The organism is Proteus terrae (assembly GCF_003144325.1).
Classification (GTDB): Bacteria; Pseudomonadota; Gammaproteobacteria; order Enterobacterales; family Enterobacteriaceae; genus Proteus; species Proteus terrae.
Genome location: NZ_PENS01000004.1, coordinates 262,861 through 283,108, shown reverse-complemented (window position 1 = coordinate 283,108; position 20,248 = coordinate 262,861). Strand labels below are relative to the sequence as shown.

At 39.6% G+C, this 20,248-nt stretch carries 15 protein-coding genes, 1 tRNA gene and 1 pseudogene; 10 read left to right on the top strand and 7 right to left on the bottom strand.

Annotated features, from left to right (window positions below; all coding sequences use genetic code 11):
- Positions 1 to 311: 311 nt before the first annotated feature.
- The 4 genes from umoB to pckA all read left to right on the top strand — a co-directional run bounded on the left by umoB (position 312) and on the right by pckA (position 5,640).
- Complete coding sequence (gene umoB / locus DK857_RS04680; protein WP_109395206.1) at positions 312 to 2,420, top strand: flagellar biogenesis regulator UmoB; 2,109 nt, start codon at positions 312 to 314, stop codon at positions 2,418 to 2,420.
- A 71-nt stretch (positions 2,421 to 2,491) separates the two neighbouring features.
- Positions 2,492 to 2,905 (top strand): ribosome-associated heat shock protein Hsp15, encoded by a 414-nt coding sequence (hslR, locus tag DK857_RS04675; protein ID WP_109395207.1) that lies wholly within the window; start codon positions 2,492 to 2,494, stop codon positions 2,903 to 2,905.
- 26 nt (positions 2,906 to 2,931) lie between these two features.
- Positions 2,932 to 3,816 carry an Hsp33 family molecular chaperone HslO gene (hslO, locus tag DK857_RS04670; RefSeq protein WP_109395208.1) on the top strand — a complete coding sequence of 295 codons (885 nt, stop codon included), beginning with the start codon at positions 2,932 to 2,934 and terminating at the stop codon, positions 3,814 to 3,816.
- A 204-nt stretch (positions 3,817 to 4,020) separates the two neighbouring features.
- On the top strand, positions 4,021 to 5,640 hold the full coding sequence (gene pckA, locus DK857_RS04665) for a phosphoenolpyruvate carboxykinase (ATP) (RefSeq protein ID WP_109395209.1): 1,620 nt from the start codon (positions 4,021 to 4,023) through the stop codon (positions 5,638 to 5,640).
- Between the two features lie 198 nt (positions 5,641 to 5,838).
- Here the strand turns inward: pckA and DK857_RS04660 are convergent, their stop codons facing one another.
- Entirely contained in the window at positions 5,839 to 6,540 is a 702-nt protein-coding gene (locus DK857_RS04660; protein WP_109401669.1) for a pirin family protein, read from the bottom strand.
- 618 nt (positions 6,541 to 7,158) lie between these two features.
- Entirely contained in the window at positions 7,159 to 8,358 is a 1,200-nt protein-coding gene (locus DK857_RS04650; protein WP_109395211.1) for a BaiN/RdsA family NAD(P)/FAD-dependent oxidoreductase, read from the bottom strand.
- 309 nt (positions 8,359 to 8,667) lie between these two features.
- Between DK857_RS04650 and pitA the strand changes: the two genes are divergently transcribed.
- A complete protein-coding gene (gene pitA / locus DK857_RS04645) occupies positions 8,668 to 10,167 on the top strand; it encodes an inorganic phosphate transporter PitA (protein WP_109395212.1) in 1,500 nt (499 codons plus the stop codon).
- A gap of 66 nt (positions 10,168 to 10,233) precedes the next feature.
- On the opposite strand, the gene uspB is transcribed toward pitA, so the two are convergent.
- Positions 10,234 to 10,566, bottom strand: coding sequence for a universal stress protein UspB (gene uspB, locus DK857_RS04640; protein WP_075672586.1), 333 nt, complete (start codon positions 10,564 to 10,566; stop codon positions 10,234 to 10,236).
- 406 nt (positions 10,567 to 10,972) lie between these two features.
- Between uspB and uspA the strand changes: the two genes are divergently transcribed.
- From uspA to DK857_RS04625, 3 genes are all read left to right on the top strand, one after another.
- Complete coding sequence (gene uspA / locus DK857_RS04635; RefSeq protein WP_023583131.1) at positions 10,973 to 11,404, top strand: universal stress protein UspA; 432 nt, start codon at positions 10,973 to 10,975, stop codon at positions 11,402 to 11,404.
- A 255-nt stretch (positions 11,405 to 11,659) separates the two neighbouring features.
- The gene (gene gdhA / locus DK857_RS04630; RefSeq protein WP_075672585.1) at positions 11,660 to 13,000 is read left to right on the top strand and encodes an NADP-specific glutamate dehydrogenase; all 1,341 of its coding nucleotides are present in this window, start codon (positions 11,660 to 11,662) and stop codon (positions 12,998 to 13,000) included.
- A 151-nt stretch (positions 13,001 to 13,151) separates the two neighbouring features.
- The gene (locus DK857_RS04625) at positions 13,152 to 13,901 is read left to right on the top strand and encodes an SDR family oxidoreductase (protein WP_109395214.1); all 750 of its coding nucleotides are present in this window, start codon (positions 13,152 to 13,154) and stop codon (positions 13,899 to 13,901) included.
- Between the two features lie 74 nt (positions 13,902 to 13,975).
- On the opposite strand, the gene rsmJ is transcribed toward DK857_RS04625, so the two are convergent.
- On the bottom strand, positions 13,976 to 14,722 hold the full coding sequence (gene rsmJ, locus DK857_RS04620) for a 16S rRNA (guanine(1516)-N(2))-methyltransferase RsmJ (protein WP_109395215.1): 747 nt from the start codon (positions 14,720 to 14,722) through the stop codon (positions 13,976 to 13,978).
- 3 nt (positions 14,723 to 14,725) lie between these two features.
- Complete coding sequence (prlC, locus tag DK857_RS04615) at positions 14,726 to 16,768, bottom strand: oligopeptidase A (RefSeq protein ID WP_109401668.1); 2,043 nt, start codon at positions 16,766 to 16,768, stop codon at positions 14,726 to 14,728.
- 241 nt (positions 16,769 to 17,009) lie between these two features.
- Between prlC and DK857_RS04610 the strand changes: the two genes are divergently transcribed.
- Positions 17,010 to 17,104: transfer RNA gene (locus DK857_RS04610), tRNA-Sec, on the top strand.
- A gap of 164 nt (positions 17,105 to 17,268) precedes the next feature.
- Positions 17,269 to 18,466 (top strand): annotated as a pseudogene (locus tag DK857_RS04605) (tyrosine-type recombinase/integrase).
- A gap of 396 nt (positions 18,467 to 18,862) precedes the next feature.
- Here the strand turns inward: DK857_RS04605 and DK857_RS04600 are convergent.
- On the bottom strand, positions 18,863 to 19,987 hold the full coding sequence (locus DK857_RS04600; protein ID WP_109401667.1) for a hypothetical protein: 1,125 nt from the start codon (positions 19,985 to 19,987) through the stop codon (positions 18,863 to 18,865).
- On the bottom strand, positions 19,984 to 20,247 hold the full coding sequence (locus DK857_RS04595) for a PAAR domain-containing protein (RefSeq protein WP_109401666.1): 264 nt from the start codon (positions 20,245 to 20,247) through the stop codon (positions 19,984 to 19,986). Before DK857_RS04595 ends, DK857_RS04600 begins: the two co-directional genes overlap by 4 nt.
- Position 20,248 lies beyond the last annotated feature (1 nt).

The following is a 20,248-nucleotide window of genomic DNA, read 5'->3' as shown; positions in this document are numbered from 1 at the left end:
CTAATGACAAAATAAATCTAACAATTAGATTTAGCTTTTAAAGAAAAATTGAGTACACTCCGCTATCAAACCTAGTTATTTATTGATTTTTTGAGAATATTATTATTTATTGATTCGCTATTTTACCCGAAGATAGCATTGTTAGCGGATATAAACTTGATAAGAGATATAAATTATAACGCGGCAACAAGAATATAATCTATTGTATTTAAATAAAAAATAGAACAAAAGAATAGGAATTGCCTTATGTTAGGCAGGGTTTTAAATTTGTTATTGTTACTACGCAGCATCAGTATAAGTATGGGGAAAAAATGAGATTATCAGTCATTATATTGGCTATCTTGATGATAAGCCTATTTATAATGGCCGCCTTTCTATTCTTTAAAAGAAGGCGGCTTGATGGCTCACATCATCTCCCATCTCTCGCTAAACCTACTTATCGCAAGCTCACTTCTGATGACTATGGGCTTATTAGTGATTATTTATCTTATTTTGGTACATCTGACTTCTCTTCTGGCTATTCATTACAAAACTTCCCCGAGATGCCAATTAAAGGCGAAGTCGTTACTACATTAAGAAATATCGTTAATCGCTTTGCGGGCTCTAGTGAAGGATTAAATCATTGGCGCTACTATATTGATGCTGTAGAAATTCATATCCCCCCGCTGCTTGTTCCTTATCTTCAGCAAGAAAACGTTCTTGATGTTGTCTGCACCCCATCGATCCCCATCGTGGTTGGCGTGAATGGCCATTTTTTAAAAGATGAAAAAATTCATTTTTCTGCTTTAAGTTTAAAGCAGCTTTCTGAGCCTATATTGGCAAATGGTTCATCAACAATTCAAAAGAATGAAGGTGATGCGGCTCACTTATTACAAATCCGAGAAGAAACAAACGAAGAATATCGATTACATAACTCATCTGGTTTTTGGGATGGTTCTTTTATTTGTATAGGGCTTACTTTGTGCCTAACAGCCTTAATGATGCCTCAAGTTTTTCTTCCTTGGATTTTAGCGACCGGTAGTGCTTTTCTTGCTGTTGGTGTTTTTCTGATCCACAACCCTTTGATCAAACCTCGTAAACAAGAAATCCACTGCTTTAAAGGTCGTTTAAAGCGCTGGGGGCTTTTTGGCAACTTTGATCATGGTCAGGTAAAGAATGTTTCTTTAGGGGGGATTGATCTCGTCTACCCGCCTCATTGGGAGCCTTATATTCAAAGCGATATTGATAAGGTGACTTATTTAGAAATGTATCCAAGTCATCATGTTGTAAAGCAAGGAAATTACCTTTCATTGCATGATGAAGAGAAAAATTATCCATATAAACGCTATATTAAAAATATTATCTTCGTTTTTTGGAGCCTGTTTATTATTTGCATGTTGTATCTCTATCAGCCTCTTTCTCTTTCAATGAAACTCAGTTTTTCATGGCTTAAAGATACAGAACCTCATTTAGTCACTAATTTTACTGAGTTGGAAACAACTGATTTGCATGTAGGAGACATTATTCAAGCGAAAGGCGTTGGGATGTGCTACATGCCACCTAATTTATCAAGTAAGAATAATAAAACGATTTTTGCACCTTTTGATTGTTCTGGAATTTATTGGAATAACAGTAATCCCATGCCAATGCCTGAGTCGAGCACGATAGAAAAAGCTGCCGCGTTATTGCATATGGTTGAAGAACAATTACATCCCGTTTCTAATAACCGAGTTAACCCGAGTTTAGGCCAAGCGATTACTAAATCTGGGATGAATCTGTTAGATAATTTTGATGGCATTGTGTTGAAAACACAGGATTTATGCCCAAGAGAAAATGAGTGTATTCGCCTTAAAATGGCGTTAGTTAACCTAAGTAATGTCAATGATTGGGCTGCATTAGTTCAACGAGCTGAAAGTGGTAAATTAACCGGAACCAATGTTTTATTGCGTGCTGTGAGTGCTGAGGCCTTGGAAAAGCTTATCGACACCACCACATCTTCTTTTATCTACCGAGAAATAGATAAAGCCGCAATACTGTTAAACAGTCCTCCACCGGGTGGTGTGCTGTTAATCAGTGATGAAAGAAAACAGCTTGTTGATTACGCTTCAAGTTCAAACTCTGTGTTTGAACCTACTCCGTTAGAACAGTGGCGAGAACTACAACGTTTATCCGATATTTTATTACATACACCTTTTGATACAGGTGGCGTAATAACCGGCATGGTTGTTGATGCGAATGGTACGTTACAGATATTTTTACATAGCCTGCCCGATTCGATGACGATGTTATATTACATCGGGAATACGTTATTATTGTTTATCGCTATTGGGTTCTTAATATTGAACCTATTTCTTATCATCCGGCGTCGGCGACAAAATAACCAACGCATGAATAAAATCAGTCTCTACTATGAGCACTGTTTTTATCGCCCTCCTCAGTAAGTCCCTTGTTGTGGAAGGCTATGTGTTTACACTATCGCCTTCATAAAGAAGTTGAAGTTAAGGAGAAAGGGATGAGTCAACAATCGCAAGAAAGTGGCGTCCGTTTAGATAAATGGCTTTGGGCTGCACGTTTCTATAAAACGCGCGCAATCGCTCGCACAATGATTGAAGGTGGCAAAGTTCACTACAATGGTGTGAGAGGTAAGCCAAGTAAAATCGTTGAAGAGGGCGCTGAAATACGCCTACGGCAAGGTAATGATGAACGGACGGTAACCATTCTTATGGTCAGTTCACAGCGACAAGGTGCTACCCAAGCACAAGCTCTTTATTGTGAAACACTAGAGAGTATTGCTAAAAGAGAAAAAATTGCTTTAGCAAGAAAAATGAATGCGTTAACAATGCCTCATCCTGAACGTCGCCCCGATAAAAAGGAAAGACGCACCTTACTTCGCTTCAAACAGACAAATTTACAAGAATCGGATTAACCGATTCCCTGAAATGAGAGAAAATCATGTCTAAAAAAGACTCTTTATCACGTTTTTTATTCGAAAAAAACGCGGTACGTGGCGAATTGGTCAATGTGACTGAAACCTATCAATCAATGCTTGAGAATCACCATTATCCTGAGCCAGTTCAACACCTTCTGGGTGATTTACTGGTGGCTACCAGTTTGTTAACAGCTACGCTTAAATTTGAAGGTGATATTACGGTTCAAATACAAGGTGATGGCCCTGTGCGATTGGCAGTGATCAATGGAAATAACAATCAACAAATGCGTGGTGTTGCACGTATTGGGGATGATGTTAAAGCGGGTAGTACCTTAAAAGAGATGATCGGGAATGGTTTTATGGTCATCACGGTAACACCTGAAAAAGGTGAACGTTATCAAGGTATTGTTGCTCTTGATGGTGAAACTATTGAATCCTGTATTGATAACTACTTTAAGCAATCAGAACAGTTACCTACGCGCGTATTTATTCGTAGTGGTATGCAAGCGGGCAAACCAGCTGCAGCGGGTATGTTATTACAAGTATTGCCAGCATCAGAAGAGTTCACCGCAGAACATACTGCTGAACATTTTGAATTGCTCACACAGTTAACACACACAATTAAAGCGGAAGAGCTATTTACGCTAGATACTAAAGAGATCTTACATCGTTTATATCACGAAGAAGATGTCACTCTTTATGATCCTCAAGTTGTTGAATTCCATTGCACTTGTTCGCGCGAACGTTGTGAAAATACATTAGTAACATTGTCGAAAGAAGATGTGAACCACCTGTTGCAAGAACAGGGAAATATTGATATGGAATGCGAATATTGTGGAACACATTATATCTTCACTGAGAATGATATTAACAATATCAATAAGTTGGATGAGTCTGAATTGCACTGATTCGATTTAGCAAGACTGTTTTATCAAAAGGACGCTATTTTGCGTCCTTTTTTATTCAACAATTTTTCTGTAGTTTTGTGCATTAGCTCTCGTTCTTAACATAAAAAAATTATAAATTTTCAAAATATTGATAACAATCGCTGTTAATTACTCGTAACACCTTAATATTATTCGTAGAAAGGTCTATTTATCAGGAGCGAAACTATGAGCGTTAAAGGTCTTACCCCTAAGGATCTCCAGCAGTACGGTATTAAGGACACGAGTGAAATCATTTATAACCCAAGCTATGAGCTGTTATTTGATGAAGAAACCAAGCCAGGATTAACAGGTTACGAGCGAGGTACACAAACCTCGTTAGGCGCTATTGCCGTTGATACAGGTATATTTACTGGACGTTCTCCGAAAGATAAATACATTGTTCGTGATGATGTTACTCGTGACACCGTATGGTGGGCTGATCAGGGTAAAGGTAAGAACGATAATAAGCCACTTTCACAAGAAGTGTGGACTGACTTAAAATCATTAGTCACTAATCAACTATCAGGCAAACGTTTGTTTGTTGTCGATGCGTTTTGTGGTGCGAATGCGGACACACGTTTAAAAGTGCGTTTTATCACAGAAGTTGCTTGGCAAGCGCATTTTGTTAAAAATATGTTTATTCGTCCTGAACAAGAAGAGCTGGAAAATTTTACACCAGACTTCATTGTGATGAACGGAGCGAAATGTACAAATCCAAACTGGAAGGCGCAAGGTCTGAACTCAGAGAACTTCGTTGCTTTCAATTTAACTGAACGCATTCAGTTAATTGGTGGTACTTGGTACGGTGGCGAGATGAAGAAAGGTATGTTCTCTATGATGAACTACTTCCTTCCTCTTAAGGGTATAGCTTCTATGCACTGCTCAGCAAACGTTGGTGAAAGTGGTGATGTTGCTATTTTCTTTGGCCTATCTGGTACAGGTAAAACTACTCTTTCGACCGATCCTAAGCGTAAGCTAATTGGTGATGATGAACATGGTTGGGATGATGACGGTGTGTTTAACTTTGAAGGTGGCTGTTACGCAAAAACAATCCACTTATCAAAAGAAGCCGAACCCGATATCTATGGTGCAATTAAACGTGATGCATTGTTAGAAAATGTGGTTGTGTTATCTGACGGCTCTGTTGATTTCGACGATGGCTCGAAAACAGAAAACACCCGCGTTTCTTACCCTATTTATCATATCGATAATATCGTTAAACCTGTTTCCAAAGCAGGTCACGCTAAGAAAGTTATTTTCTTAACGGCGGATGCTTTTGGTGTGTTACCTCCTGTTTCACGTTTAACACCAGAACAGACGCAATACCACTTTTTATCAGGTTTCACCGCAAAACTTGCGGGAACTGAACGTGGTGTAACAGAACCAACGCCAACATTCTCTGCTTGTTTTGGTGCAGCATTCTTATCTCTGCATCCAACACAGTACGCTGAAGTATTGGTAAAACGTATGCAAGCATCAGGTGCAAAAGCTTACTTGGTTAATACAGGTTGGAACGGTACAGGTAAGCGTATTTCAATTAAAGATACACGTGCGATTATTGATGCCATCTTAAATGGTGATATTGATAAAGCACCGATGAAAACATTACCAGTGTTTGATTTAGAGATCCCAACAGCATTGCCTGGTGTTAACAGCGAAATCTTAGATCCTCGTGATACTTATGCTGATAAAACACAATGGGATACCAAAGCAGATGATCTTGCCGATCGCTTTGTGAAAAACTTCGATAAATATACGGATACCCCAGCAGGTCAAGCGTTGACTAAAGTTGGACCAAAACGTTAATTACTATTAGCGTTAATAAGAACATAACGTTAATGTTAATAAAAACACCAAACTCACAGGATGTGATTTTGGTGTTTTTTTATTTTTTTGAGAGCTTTGAAAAAAAAATCCCTGAAATGCGAGAAGATTTCAGGGAATAGAAAAATAAAATGAAATAGGTTATTAGAGAAAAAGTGGCTTTAGAGGGTGATAGCCCAACTATGCTGTTACAGGAGGTAAGTCAAACAGTAAGATTTCACTATCTTCATCACCAACGAAACGGATCATATCTTCATTAGCAATTGCTACACCATCACTGGTGGTCGCAATAATGTCATTAATCGTTATTTTACCTTTCACAACTTGTAACCAAACATGACGACCCGCTTCGGCTTGATATTGTGCTTTTTCACCTTTTTTCAGGTTCCAGCGCCATAGCGTCATATCTTGGAAGACTTTTAAAGAGCCATCACGGGCATCTGGCGATAAAATAAGCTGTTTGCTTACTGTCGTATCAAAACGGCGTTGATCGTAACGTGGTGTGATACCGACGGTGTTTGGCATAATCCAAATTTGGTAAAAATGCAGTCCTTTATCACTATTCGGATTATATTCTGAGTGAGTAATACCTGTACCTGCACTCATTATTTGAAACTCACCAGCAGGAACATTTTCTTTATTACCCATGCTGTCTTTATGCTCGATATTACCTTCAAGCACATAGGTTAAAATTTCCATATCTTTATGTGGGTGAGTACCAAATCCTTCACCGGGTATGACGCGATCTTCATTAATAACTCGTAGTGCAGAAAATCCCATAAAGTCACGATCGTAATAATTTGCGAAAGAGAAGGTATGCCAGCTATCTAGCCAACCATGATTAGCGTGTCCTCTTTCATTTGCTTTGCGTAGATAAATCATAATGTGTTTCCTTCTCTGAAGTTGTTGAACACAGTTTACTCAATAGCGCAAAGTAAAAAAGCGGAGGAATTTAACCTGAGGATCCAAATAATTTGAATAAGAGGAAACAAAAACATCGAATAAGTTTTAGAAAAGAAAAAGCCAGCACCCGGCTGGCTAAAGTAAAACACTGGAAGCAATGTGAGCAATGTCGTTCTTTCATATGACCCTGAAGGTGGTGCATCTGAAAGTGTTATTGATGATAATGGTTCTCAGTATCATTTGTAAAGCCCTTTTTTTAAGCAAATTAGAAAAAAGAGTCAAAAAAGTCTTAACTCACTGATTAGCGAGTTATTTTATTTTAATAATTTTTTAAAACATTAATATAACCAAATAGTTAACAATATTCTTTATAAGGTTATTTATAGGAAAAATAAGAGAAAATACGGCATAAAACCAGATAAAAGGAAAGGGTATAAGGTATTTTTAATCGCTACTAAGAAATATAAGAAGAAAAAGCCATCACTGATTGATGATGGCTGGTTTTTATTCTGTATGACTTATAAGTTTAAAGAATTATGAAGCCAATATTTATAACTTTAACATTTGCAAATTTATTCATTATTACTCAACAAAAGTCTATTTTGGTGTAGAGATAAGGCTCTGTGCACAGGCATAAGCTGAACTCCATGCCCACTGGAAGTTATATCCACCTAACCAGCCTGTTACATCGACCACTTCTCCAATAAAATAGAGTCCTTTTACTTTTGTGGCTTCCATTGTTTTAGAGGATAGGGCTCGAGTATCTACGCCACCCAGTGTGACTTCTGCGGTGCGATATCCCTCAGTACCATTGGGCTGAACTTGCCATTCTTGTAGTAATGTTGCAATTTGCGTAATACGTTCGTTACTAAGTTGAGTCAGAGAAATATCAGGTAACTGTTTATTTTCTATCATTATTTCAATAAAGCGCTTTGGTAATAAGCGAGAAAGCGTATTTTTTAATGATTGATTCGGATGCTCTTGACGTTTTTCTTGTAAAAGGCTTTCAAGGTCAGTGTTCGGAAGTAAGTTAATACTCACATACTCACCTGGTTGCCAATAACTAGAGATTTGCAAAATAGCAGGGCCTGAAAGACCGCGGTGAGTAAAAAGAATGTTCTCTTTAAAACTCGTTCCATCCTTTGCTGTCACAATAGCGGGTACAGCTACCCCTGATAGTTGGCTTAATTGCTCAAGTTGAGGTTTATGCAATGTAAAAGGAACCAATCCTGCACGCGTTGGTAAAACTGAAAGCCCAAATTGCTCTGCAACTTTATAGCCAAAAGGGGTAGCACCTAAACCGGGCATAGAAAGCCCCCCACTGGCAATCACCACCGAAGGTGTCGTAATAGCTTTTCCATCAACCCAAACAGTAAAGCCTATATCTGTTTTCTCTATTTGCGTGACTTCACTACGTAAGCGAACACTTACTTTTCCTTTTTGGCATTCAGTGAGTAATAAATCAACAATTTGTTGTGCTGAATCATCACAAAATAGCTGCCCTAGCGTTTTTTCATGGTAGGCAATGTTATGTTTTTGCACTAACTCAATAAAATCCCATTGTGTATAGCGAGCAAGTGCTGACTTACAGAAATGTGGATTCTCTGATAAATACGCCGAAGGTTCGATATACATATTGGTGAAATTACAACGTCCACCACCTGACATTAGAATTTTACGGCCTGCTTTTTTACCATTATCGAGGACTAAAACAGATAATCCTGCTTGTCCTGCTAAAGACGCACAAAAAAGCCCCGCGGCACCTGCACCTATAATTACTGTATCGTATGATCCCACAATGATGTCTCGTTCTTGGTTTTCTCTGACTACTTAATCAATGATTTTCGCGTAAGATCAGAGTGTTTTTGTAAAATTATATGGAGAAATCTGCATTTTTCACCTAAATTCGTATTAGCAAGGAAAAAATTTGTCAGAAATTTACTTTTTTTTTATTTTTATTAATTAAATGATATATAAGGAATTATCTTAAAAAGACTCTGATTTTCATGGTTATCAAATCAAAAAAAGGTTAAATTTCGCTTCCACCGTTCGCATTTGTCGCTGATAATGCGCCGCGTTCATGTCCAACTAACTGGCTTAACGTCTATGCTACATTTGTTTACTGACCTAGAATTTCATACAGGTTTAATGTTGATTTTAGCACTGTTATTTGTGCTATTTTATGAAGCTATTAACGGCTTCCATGATACCGCAAATGCGGTAGCAACTGTTATCTATACTCGTGCTATGCGTGCGCAATTTGCGGTCGTAATGGCGGGTGTATTTAACTTCCTTGGAGTTTTGCTCGGTGGATTGAGCGTAGCTTATGCTATCGTTCACTTGTTACCGACAGATCTTCTGCTGAATGTGAGCTCAGCTCATGGTCTTGCCATGGTCTTCTCGTTGCTGTTAGCCGCCATTATCTGGAACTTAGGTACATGGTATTTCGGTATTCCAGCATCAAGTTCACATACGCTGATAGGTGCTATCATTGGTATTGGTTTAACAAATGCTATCGTGACAGATTCGTCTATCGTTGACGCATTAAACATACCAAAAATGATCAGTATCTTCCTATCACTCATTCTTTCACCAATTATCGGCTTGGTTATTGCAGGCGCGATGATTTTCTTACTGCGCCGTTACTGGAGTGGTACGAAAAAACGTCGTCGTATTCACCTGACACCAGCTGAACGTGAGAAACAAGATGGTAAGCGTAAGCCGCCATTTTGGACTCGTACTGCACTAATTTTATCTGCAGTTGGAGTAAGTTTCTCTCATGGTGCAAATGATGGGCAGAAAGGTATCGGTCTTATCATGTTAGTATTAATTGGCGTGGCGCCTGCGGGCTTTGTCGTCAATATGAGTGCGAGCGGATACGATATCACCAAAACTCATGATGCAGTTGTACACTTACAACAATATTATGAGAAACACCAGCCAGCGCTACAGCATGCTATTGAGAATACACCAGTAGTACCAGCACAAGCTGATGCTAGTGATACAGATTTCCATTGTAATAGCGCAAGAACGCCAGTTGTTCTGAATCAAACAGAACAGATGCTTGCAAATATTAGCTCTTATGATGAGCTAACAGCAGACCAGCGTGCTCAAATGCGCCGATTGCTTATGTGTATCGCTGATACCGCAACAGAAGTGGCTAAATTACCAGAAACTAGTTCCCAAGATGCACGGTTCTTAAAAACATTGAGTCGTGACCTGCTAAACACAGTGGAATATGCTCCGATTTGGATCATTATCGCAGTGGCATTAGCGCTCTCTATCGGGACAATGGTAGGTTGGAAACGCGTTGCAGTAACAATTGGTGAGAAGATCGGTAAAAAAGGTATGACTTATGCTCAAGGGGTTTCTGCTCAGGTTACAGCAGCAGTTTCCATCGGTGTTGCAAGTTATACGGGTATGCCTGTATCAACAACACAAGTTTTATCATCTGCAGTAGCTGGTACGATGATTGTTGATGGTGGTGGTGTTCAAACGAAGACAGTGAAAAACATTGCACTGGCTTGGATCTTAACATTACCAGTAAGCATTGGTTTATCAGGTTTACTTTATTGGATATCACTGACATTTATTGTGAATAGCTGATAACAGTAATTTACCCAAGTTTGTTTATAAACGGTGACTTTTAGTCACCGTTTTTTGTTTCTGTCACTACCAGAAAAGCATCGCAATTAAACTTGCGACAGCCAAAATACAAAAACGGCTAACAAGATAAAATTGCCGATATATTCGTTCGCAACGCATAATAACTTCAGGATTATGATGGTTGATGTATTGGCGTTGGTTAATATAGCGGATAAGTCGCAACTGTTTTGAAAATTGCCCATGCATAGTAAAAAATCCATTGCCATCCACCGATTGGTAGAGCAAAGGATCTGATTGGCGCAATATGGTGAGTAATACCCGAATAGATGAGAAATAACGCACCATATTAATCAGGCAAAGAATACATAGCGCCCAAAAGACAACAATGACATTAAACATAATCCCCTCCCTAGAATAATAGATTCTGAGATGAGAAAACCTTTACCAACAAAGGCTACTTTTTTCTCTAATTTAAGTTTAGGTGAAATTAAGCAATAAACAAAAGTGACTTTTTCAAGTTGTTTCCTTTTTCAGAAAAAAAGATAAAAAATAACTCTAAAAGGGTGTTTTTGTTGTTTTTTATACTCAATTCTCATTATTATGATGATATTGTCGCTGAATGACATCGTGCTAATCTAAAATGGTGTATATTGTTATTTATCGATAGATGCTTTCTTGATGAATTTGACATAAGTTGTGATCAAGGCGACATCTAACTTTCATCTTAAAACGTTATATTTAATACATAGGATTTAGGCTTAACCGCCTTTCCAACCGATTAATCAGCTTATGGAAGGAGTTCACGATGGCTTATAAGCATATTCTAGTGGCAGTTGATTTATCCCCTGAGAGTAACGTCTTAGTACAGAAAGCTGTATCTATGGCAAAACCCTATAATGCCAAAGTTTCCTTAATTCACGTTGATGTTAACTACTCTGATCTTTATACCGGTCTAATTGATGTCAACCTCGGTGATATGCAACAACGTATTACTGATGAAACCCGTAACGCGTTAAAAGACCTCTCTGATAAATCAGGTTATGAAATTCAGGAAACCCTGAGTGGTAGCGGTGATTTAGGTCAAGTTCTGGTTGATGCGATTAAGAAATACGATATGGATTTAGTCGTTTGTGGTCATCACCAAGACTTCTGGAGCAAATTGATGTCATCAGCACGTCAACTAATTAATACTGTGCATGTTGATATGCTAATTGTTCCTCTGAAAGATGATGAATAATAATCGCTTGCTTTTTTAAGCAAAAAAAATGCCTGCTTATGCAGGTATTTTTTTGCCTAAAATTCCTATTTTTCCTGCTGTTAAATAGAGTCAACCTTTTTTTTTTGTCTAATTATGAAAAAAATGTCTTGAAGTGTGAATACATTTTAATGATATATTCAAGAAGCAAAACAACATCAACCTCACAAAACCCAAAAATATTCCGAATAAATGAGGTTATGCCAACATCACATTACACAAAAAAGGAATAGCTGAATGAATATATCTGGCTCATTATCTTCGTTTTTAGAAGGGGTAGAAAAATATAACGCTCATCAGCCTGAGTATCATCAGGCGGTTCGTGAAGTTTTTACCACTTTGTGGCCTTTTTTAGAGAAAAACCCACAATATCGTGAACAATCATTACTTGAGCGCTTAGTTGAGCCTGAACGTATTATTCAGTTTCGCGTCTGTTGGTTAGATGATAAAGGTCAAGTGCAAGTTAACCGTGCATGGCGCATTCAATTTAACTCAGCCATTGGACCTTACAAAGGTGGTATGCGTTTTCACCCCTCAGTGAACCTTTCCATCCTAAAATTCTTAGGTTTTGAGCAAACATTTAAAAATGCATTAACCACATTACCGATGGGAGGAGCCAAAGGAGGTTCTGATTTTAATCCTAAAGGCAAAAGTCATGGGGAAGTGATGCGTTTTTGTCAGGCACTAATGACTGAACTTTATCGTCATTTGGGCGCTAATACGGATGTTCCTGCCGGTGATATTGGTGTAGGTGCTCGAGAAGTCGGCTTTATGGCAGGCATGATGAAAAAGCTATCTAATAGCAATGAATGTGTCTTTACAGGTAAAGGTCTTTCATTTGGTGGTAGTTTAATCCGCCCAGAAGCCACTGGGTACGGTTTAGTTTACTTTACGAATGCGATGCTTAAACGTCACGGCATGTCTCTTGAGGGAATGCGTGTGGCGGTTTCTGGTGCAGGTAACGTTGCACAGTTTACTATCGAAAAATGTTTAGAGTTAGGCGCTAAAGTCATCACTGCATCAGATTCGGGCGGTACTGTGGTTGATGAAGCTGGATTTACTACTGAAAAACTAGCTCGTCTCACTGAAATTAAAAATAATTACGGTCGTGTTGAAGAGTACGCAAAAGAATTTGGTTTAACGTATCTTGAAGGGCAACAACCTTGGGCTGTTCCTGTTGATATTGCTTTGCCTTGTGCGACACAAAATGAGTTAGATTTAGAAGCAGCCAAAGTACTTATCAAAAATGGCGTTAAAGCCGTTGCTGAAGGCGCAAATATGCCAACAACAATTGCAGCAACTGATGCTTTTATCGAAGCCGGTGTCCTTTTTGCACCAGGTAAAGCTGCCAATGCGGGTGGTGTTGCAACTTCTGGTTTAGAGATGGCGCAAAATGCGGCACGTTTAAGCTGGAAAGCAGAGAAAGTGGATGCTCGCTTACATCACATCATGTTAGATATTCACCATGCCTGTGTGAATTACGGTGGTGAAGGTAAGCAAACTAATTATATTCAAGGTGCGAACATTGCTGGCTTTGTAAAAGTTGCGGATGCAATGTTGGCGCAAGGCGTGCTGTAAATCTCATTGATTCTGAACGGGTGTTTAACACCCGTCAGATCCCCTTGAATCTGCTACCCTCGTTTACCTATCTTATCTTTTTCAAATTTTTCATCTGCTATCCTTAAAAAAGAGGCACTTTATAAAGTGGTTATTTTTATGGGAGAAATTTATGGCAATGCAGATCGATTTTACTCTACCAAATAAAGTCGCTGTTATTACTGGTGGAGCCGCTGGAATAGGGTTATCTATTGCTAAGATGTTTATTCAGAAAGGGGCTAAAGTCGCGTTATTAGATAGATCAGATAAAGTAGAACAAGTTGCTCAGCAATTAAATAGTGCGGTTGGTATTCAATGTGATGTCACAAATGAAGAGTCTGTACATCGTGCAGTTTATTCTGTAATTGAAGAATTTGGCCATATTGATATTTTGGTGAATTGCGCAGGTATTGTGGCGTTAGCGCCCGCAGGATCACTTTCTGTTGCGGACTGGAATAAAACGCTATCAGTTAATTTAACGGGGACATTCTTGTTATGCCAAGAAGTGGGACAATATATGTTACAACAAGGGCAAGGGAAGATTATCAATTTAGCCTCTCAAGCGGGAGTGATAGCTTTGCCTGAACATATTGCTTATTGTGCCACTAAAGCGGGTGTTATCGGTATGACTAAAGTGTTAGCGTTAGAATGGGCACCTAAAGGTTTACAAATCAATGCAATATCCCCCACTATTGTGATGACCGATTTAGGAAAGCAGGCTTGGGAAGGAGAGAAAGGCGAAAAGATGAAAGCTCAAATTCCAGCTCAACGCTTTGCTGAACCTGAAGAGATTGCTGCTGCCGCTGTCTTTTTAGCGAGTAATGCTTCAGATATGATAAATGGTCATAATCTTGTTATTGATGGTGGGTATAGTATTCAATAATCAGAAAATAGAAGAAAAGTAGTGGTGGTGTAATAAAGGGGCTATAAAAGCCCCTTTATAATAAAAGGATAGCCTTAAACACAAGGATAAATATCAAAACGGTGATTTTTGGTTGTTACATTGGCATGTGCAGGCTGATTATTTAATGGCTCTGCATAATCAGGTCGTTTTACGACGACACGCTTTTTAGCTAAAGTGATTGCTGGTTCGAGTAATGCATCTGCATCTTCATCAGCACCCACTAAAGATTGAAACACTCGCATCTCTTTTTTTACTAATGCGCTTTTCGCCTTATGTGGATACATCGGATCAAGATAGACGACATCAGGAGGAGGCGTGATCTCAGCGAGTGCTTGAGCAGAAGAGGCATGAATTAATGTCATTCTCTCTTGCATCCATTCGCCAATATCTGCATCAAGATAGGCACGCTTTAGGCCGTCTTCAAGTAATGCAGCAACGACAGGGTGGCGCTCTACCATTCTGACTTTGCAACCAATAGACGCTAATACAAACGCATCTCGACCAAGTCCTGCCGTCGCATCAACAACATCCGGTAGATAGTCTTTTTTGATCCCGACAGCTTTTGCGACCGCCTCACCTCGACCACCGCCAAATTTACGCCGATGTGCCATTGTGCCTTCTACGAAATCGACATAGATGCCCCCTAATTTAGGTTCATCTTGCTTGCGTAATTCAAGGTGAGTAGGTGTTAACACTAAAGCCATGATTTGCGTTTCGTCGTGAACTAATCCCCAACGTTGCGCTAAATCAGATAAGGCGCTGTTATCAGCGCCTTCTTCACAAAGTAAACAGATATTCACATATCATCCTTTAATGCCGTAGCCTTTGAGCATAGCATCAAGTTTTGGCTCACGACCACGGAAGCGTTTGAACAGCTCCATTGGCTCTTCTGAACCACCACGAGTTAAAATATTATCAAGGAATGATTGACCTGTTTCGCGGTTAAAAATACCTTCTTCAGAGAAGCGAGAGAAGGCATCAGCAGCCAGGACATCCGCCCATAAATAGCTGTAATAACCTGCGGCATAGCCACCGGCAAAGATATGGCTAAAGGCATGAGGGAATCGCGCCCAAGGTGTTGAAGGAACAACAGAAACTTGCTCTTTCACACTGGTTAAGGTTTCCATCACACGAGCCCCTTTCTCGGGATCATATTCAGTATGTAAACGGAAATCAAACAGACCAAATTCTAATTGGCGTAATACAAACATTGCTGACTGATAATTTTTTGCTTTGAGCATATTATCAAGCATTGCCTGTGGTAATGGTTCGCCAGTTTCATAATGACCAGAAATAAAGGCTAACGCTTCTGGCTCCCAGCACCAGTTTTCCATAAATTGGCTTGGTAATTCAACGGCATCCCAAGGAACGCCATTAATACCTGCAACATCAGCAGTATCAATTTGCGTTAACATGTGATGTAAGCCATGACCAAACTCATGAAACAGTGTGGTGACTTCATTATGAGTAAACAGAGCTGGTTTATCACCTACAGGTTTATTGAAGTTACAGGTGAGATAAGCAACTGGGTTTTGTAGCTTGCCATCGGCATGACGCATTCTTCCCATGCAATCATCCATCCAAGCACCGCCACGTTTGTGTTCGCGTGCATATAAATCAAGATAGAAGCTACCACGTAAGGTGTTGCTTTCATCGTAAAGCTCAAAGAAACGAACATCATCATGCCAAGTGTCGATGTCGTTACGTTCTTTAGCTGTTAAACCATAGATACGATGAACAACTTCAAATAAGCCACTTAAAGCACGTTGTTCTGGGAAGTAAGGACGTAGTTGTTCATCATCGATTGAGAATAGGTGTTGTTTTTGCTTTTCGCTGTAGTAAGCCAGATCCCATGACTCTAATTTATCAACGCCATAGTGTTCTTTTGCAAATTGAGTGAGTTCAGCTAACTCTTCTTCACCTTGCGGATGAGCTCGTTGTGCTAAGTCAGTTAAAAAGCTAAGGACTTGCTCTGGAGACTCAGCCATTTTAGTAGCAAGTGACTTTTCAGCATAATTTTTAAAACCAAGCAGTTGAGCGAGTTCGTGGCGTAGTGCGAGGATCTCGGCAATAATTTCGCTATTATCCCACTGACCTGCATTTGGACCTTGATCGGAGGCACGCGTGCTATAAGCGATGCTCATCTCTTTTCTAAGTTCACGATTATCCGCATAGGTCATGACAGGAAGGTAGCTTGGCATATCAAGTGTTAATAGGTAGCCGTCTTGTTCTTTAGATTGTGCGATAGCTTTTGCCGCATCAATAGCGCTTTGAGGCATACCTGATAAATCTTCTACATCAGTAATTAGTTTAGACCAACCCATTGTGGCATCTAATACATTATTACCGTATTTAGCACCTAACTCAGACATACGCGCACTAATTTCACCAAAACGCTGTTGTTTCTCTTTTGGCAAACCGATGCCTGATAATTCAAAGTCACGTAATGCATTTTCAACCGCTTTTTTCTGTGGTTGAGTTAACGCATTAAAATCAGCACTTTCTTTAATTGATTTATAAGCTTGATATAAGCCTTCGTGCTGTCCCATCCATGTACTGAATTCAGATAGTAACGGTAAACTTTGTTCATAGGCTTCACGTAGTTCAGCACAGTTTTTAACAGAGTTTAAATGGCTAACAGGGGACCAAACACGAGAAAGCTTATCGCCAGCTTCTGCTAATGGTTGGCAAAGGTTATCCCAGTTAAATTGAGTATTATCAGCCAGTAATTTTTCAACTGTTTCACGATATGTGGTTAAAACTTCGTTTAGTGCAGGAACGACATGTTCTGGTTTGATAAGGGAAAATGCAGGTAATCCCGTTGTGCTAAGTAATGGATTTGACATAAAAAACATCCTGTATTTTGGTTTGCAGTGACGTAAAACACACCACTGAGTTTATTCGTTATAGATAGTAAGATGAGGATGAAACTGTATAAGTTCAATAGTATCGCGGTAATTATCGGAGGTTTTACTCAAAAACGGGATTATTTTATTTGAAAGGGGTTTTATTGATTTGATGCACTTGGGATTAAAAATAATTCAGCGTATAATCATCCCGTTATTTCATTTTGACCCATTCAAAAATGGAAGATCATCGTCCCCGGTGGGGCGGCTGGACTTCAAATCCAGATGGGGCCGCCAGCGGTCCTTGGCAGGTTCGACTCCTGTGATCTTCCGCCACTTAAGTTCAATACACCTCCACAAAAATCAAGTAACCCATTATAATACCTGCTATTAATACACTTTCTAGTCTCCTGATATCAACCAAGGTCAACCTACATCAATAGGTTTTTGGGGGCATATCAGAGGGCACTAAAAATTCACCCCGAAATGAGATGCCCCCAATGACATTAACAGCCCGTCAGGTTGAGACTGCAAAGCCGAAAGAGAAGTCATATAAACTCTTTGATGGTGGTGGTTTATACCTTGAAATTACCGCTAAAGGCTCATGCTACTGGAGAATGTGGCGGTAAAGAAAAAAGATTAGCTTTTGGTGTTTTTCCTACCGTGACACTTGCTGAAGCACGTGAAATAAGAAACTAAGCAAAAAAGGTACTCGCTGCTGGTGGAGATCCGGGAGAGGTCAAAAAAGAAGAGAAGGCGATTCAAAAGCTTAGTACAGGAAATACGTTTGAAGATATTGCTTGCGAATGGCATAAATCGAAAGCCGATCGCTGGTCACTGCGTTACCGTGATGAAATTATTGATATCTTTGAAAAAGATATATTTCCTTATATCGGTAAACGCCCAATAGCGGAAATTAAGCCATTAGAGCTGCTAGAAACTCTGCGAAAAATGGAGAAGCGCGGAGCCTTAGAGAAGATGCGCAAAGTCCGCCAGCGTTGTGGTGAGGTCTTTCGCTATGCAATTATTACCGGTCGAGCGGAATATAACCCAGCCCCTGATCTAGCTTCTGCTCTAACTTCACCAAAGAAACAGCACTTCCCATTCTTAACAACTGAGGAGTTACCTTACTTCTTGAAAGATCTAGCTGGTTATACTGGCAGTGTAATCACTAAAACAGCGACTAAAATTATTTTGCTAACGGTCGTTCGGACACAAAAACTCCACTTTGCTCGTTGGCAGGATATTGATTTAGAAAAAGGTATCTGGGAAATACCTGCTGAAGTAATAAAGATGAAACGCCCACATGTTGTGCCGTTATCAAAACAGGTGATTGAGCTGTTTAATTCACTTAAGCCGCTATCAGGGCGTTATGAGCTAGTGTTTATAGGCCGTAACGACCATAGAAAGCCAATCAGTAAGGAAAGTGTGAATCAGGTTATTGAGTTGTTGGGGTATAAAGGAAGGCTGACAGGACATGGTTTTCGCCATGCGATGAGCACGATTTTGCATGAGAAGGGATTTAATTCTGCTTGGATTGAGACACAACTTGCACATATCGATAAGAACGCGATCCGTGGCACGTATAATCATGCTCAGTATATGGATGGACGCAGGGAAATGATGCAGTGGTATACAGATTACATGGATGAGTTGGAGAGGTGCTTGGATAATGTGTTGAGTGTGAATTTCAAATAATACTAATTAGTCATCTTTGTGTCCAGACGTAAAGGTGGCTAATATATGAGTTATTTTTTATACGTTTTAGCGATATTTGAGTCTGCGCGTAGTGTGTATGGCAAGAATACAGGATTTATACAGCGCCTACAGATGTAGGCTGATCACATGGAAGGCTTGATACAATGCATTAAATCATTAGTGTTTTGATTTATTGTGATTCTATTTTTAATTTTATACTCAACAGTGTGCTTATTTAGAACAAGACTCCACCAGAATAGTGCTGACAACATTCTTCTAAGTGAGTTAAAAGAACATTAAGATTAACATCATTATAATCGGGCATGCAGGCTGTATAAAATAAGTACGCATCAATAATCATCCCCCTTCATCTATTTATTTATCGACGATGTACCGTTAGATAATGACTTGTTGCAATAACAGGTTATTTCCATTTTGATACGTTATCAGTACGGGCTTCAGGGCTTCACTAGCCAAAGAGAGTGTTACGCTATGTCTTGCTAAACCACCTATACCCAAAAATACGTTTGAGTCATAAAAATGCTCAGAAAGACAATTTATATTTTGTTGAATATAGTGCGGAATACATTCTCCTTGATCACTCTCACTCACATTACTGTGCCAGAGAGCGGTTAATTGAGGACCACTTAATTGAAATTCACATTGTGTCTTTAATGCATCAGCAAAAGTATCTCTCTCTGTGGCTATCGGACGTAGAAGTTTTGCTTTAATCGGGGCGTTCAGTTGTTCATAAAGCCCTTGGGGGGCAAGCAATAGGCTCGTGGCTTCTTCGCTGGCCGTCGGATCTAACTGAAACGTTAATATCGCGTATACTTTAGGTTCAAAAGCATTTTCATACAGCGCTAATAGCCATTCACTGAACGACGCGTAGGGCAAGATTTCGACAGTATCTAGCGGTAATGATAAGTATACCGCTTCTTGTTGAATAAGCGCTTGCCAATCAGTCTCTTGTTCTTCCGCTTGCCAATATAATGTTAGTGGTACAGTCAGATTGTATTGATGATAATACTCTGCAATCGGAGCCAATAATTTTTGCACCACCCTTTCTTGTTTTTCCCATAAAGAACATGATTTCAACTGTTCGAGCTTAAGGATATTGCCTTTATTGGGAGCCAATGAAGATAAAGGCTCATCTTCTTTTCTCTCTTCATCAATATGCGTTAATCGAGCATGCGTTAATAACCCAAGATGCTTACCCGCCCAGTGACGCCACTTTTGTCTTGCATCATCAAGCATGTCGGTAAAAAGTTGATGACGATAAGAGGCAAAAGAATAAATAAAGAGTCGGATTAACCCCGTTAATAGCGCGGGACAAAGCGCAAAGACAACGATTAGCATGGTGTTATTTATTGTCGGTGATAGCATTTCACTTATGGATAAATAAAGGCCGAGTGCAAATCCAATTGCTCCCATCATGATCATGATAAATAACCAACGTATAAAACGAGGAGGTTTAGGGGCGGGTGGGTGCGTTAAGGAAGGGATGTTCCAACTTATCATGATTGCTCACCTGACGCTGATAAGCTGGCAATCAGTGTACAACCACATTCGGTTTGAAAACCATTGAGTGCAACTCGACGCCCTGACATTATCATACGCGTTGAACCGGGCAAAATAGCATTTATTCCATGTCCTTGCTTAGGGCAATTTACCTTATCGCCGACAAGTGCTATTGGTTTACCGTACATGATGGAACCCGATGCGGTAATCACTTCACCGCCATGGGTTGTCTTGTCCCCTAAACGAATAATCGCGCGCATA

Excerpts from the sequence above, each read along its gene's own strand:
- umoB (WP_109395206.1), top strand. The coding sequence starts at position 312 with ATGAGATTATCAGTCATTATATTGGCTATCTTGATGATAAGCCTATTT.
- hslR (WP_109395207.1), top strand. The coding sequence starts at position 2,492 with ATGAGTCAACAATCGCAAGAAAGTGGCGTCCGTTTAGATAAATGGCTT.
- hslO (WP_109395208.1), top strand. The coding sequence starts at position 2,932 with ATGTCTAAAAAAGACTCTTTATCACGTTTTTTATTCGAAAAAAACGCG.
- pckA (WP_109395209.1), top strand. The coding sequence starts at position 4,021 with ATGAGCGTTAAAGGTCTTACCCCTAAGGATCTCCAGCAGTACGGTATT.
- DK857_RS04660 (WP_109401669.1), bottom strand. The coding sequence starts at position 6,540 with ATGATTTATCTACGCAAAGCAAATGAAAGAGGACACGCTAATCATGGT.
- pitA (WP_109395212.1), top strand. The coding sequence starts at position 8,668 with ATGCTACATTTGTTTACTGACCTAGAATTTCATACAGGTTTAATGTTG.
- uspB (WP_075672586.1), bottom strand. The coding sequence starts at position 10,566 with ATGTTTAATGTCATTGTTGTCTTTTGGGCGCTATGTATTCTTTGCCTG.
- uspA (WP_023583131.1), top strand. The coding sequence starts at position 10,973 with ATGGCTTATAAGCATATTCTAGTGGCAGTTGATTTATCCCCTGAGAGT.
- gdhA (WP_075672585.1), top strand. The coding sequence starts at position 11,660 with ATGAATATATCTGGCTCATTATCTTCGTTTTTAGAAGGGGTAGAAAAA.
- DK857_RS04625 (WP_109395214.1), top strand. The coding sequence starts at position 13,152 with ATGGCAATGCAGATCGATTTTACTCTACCAAATAAAGTCGCTGTTATT.
- prlC (WP_109401668.1), bottom strand. The coding sequence starts at position 16,768 with ATGTCAAATCCATTACTTAGCACAACGGGATTACCTGCATTTTCCCTT.
- DK857_RS04600 (WP_109401667.1), bottom strand. The coding sequence starts at position 19,987 with ATGATAAGTTGGAACATCCCTTCCTTAACGCACCCACCCGCCCCTAAA.
- DK857_RS04595 (WP_109401666.1), bottom strand. The coding sequence starts at position 20,247 with ATGCGCGCGATTATTCGTTTAGGGGACAAGACAACCCATGGCGGTGAA.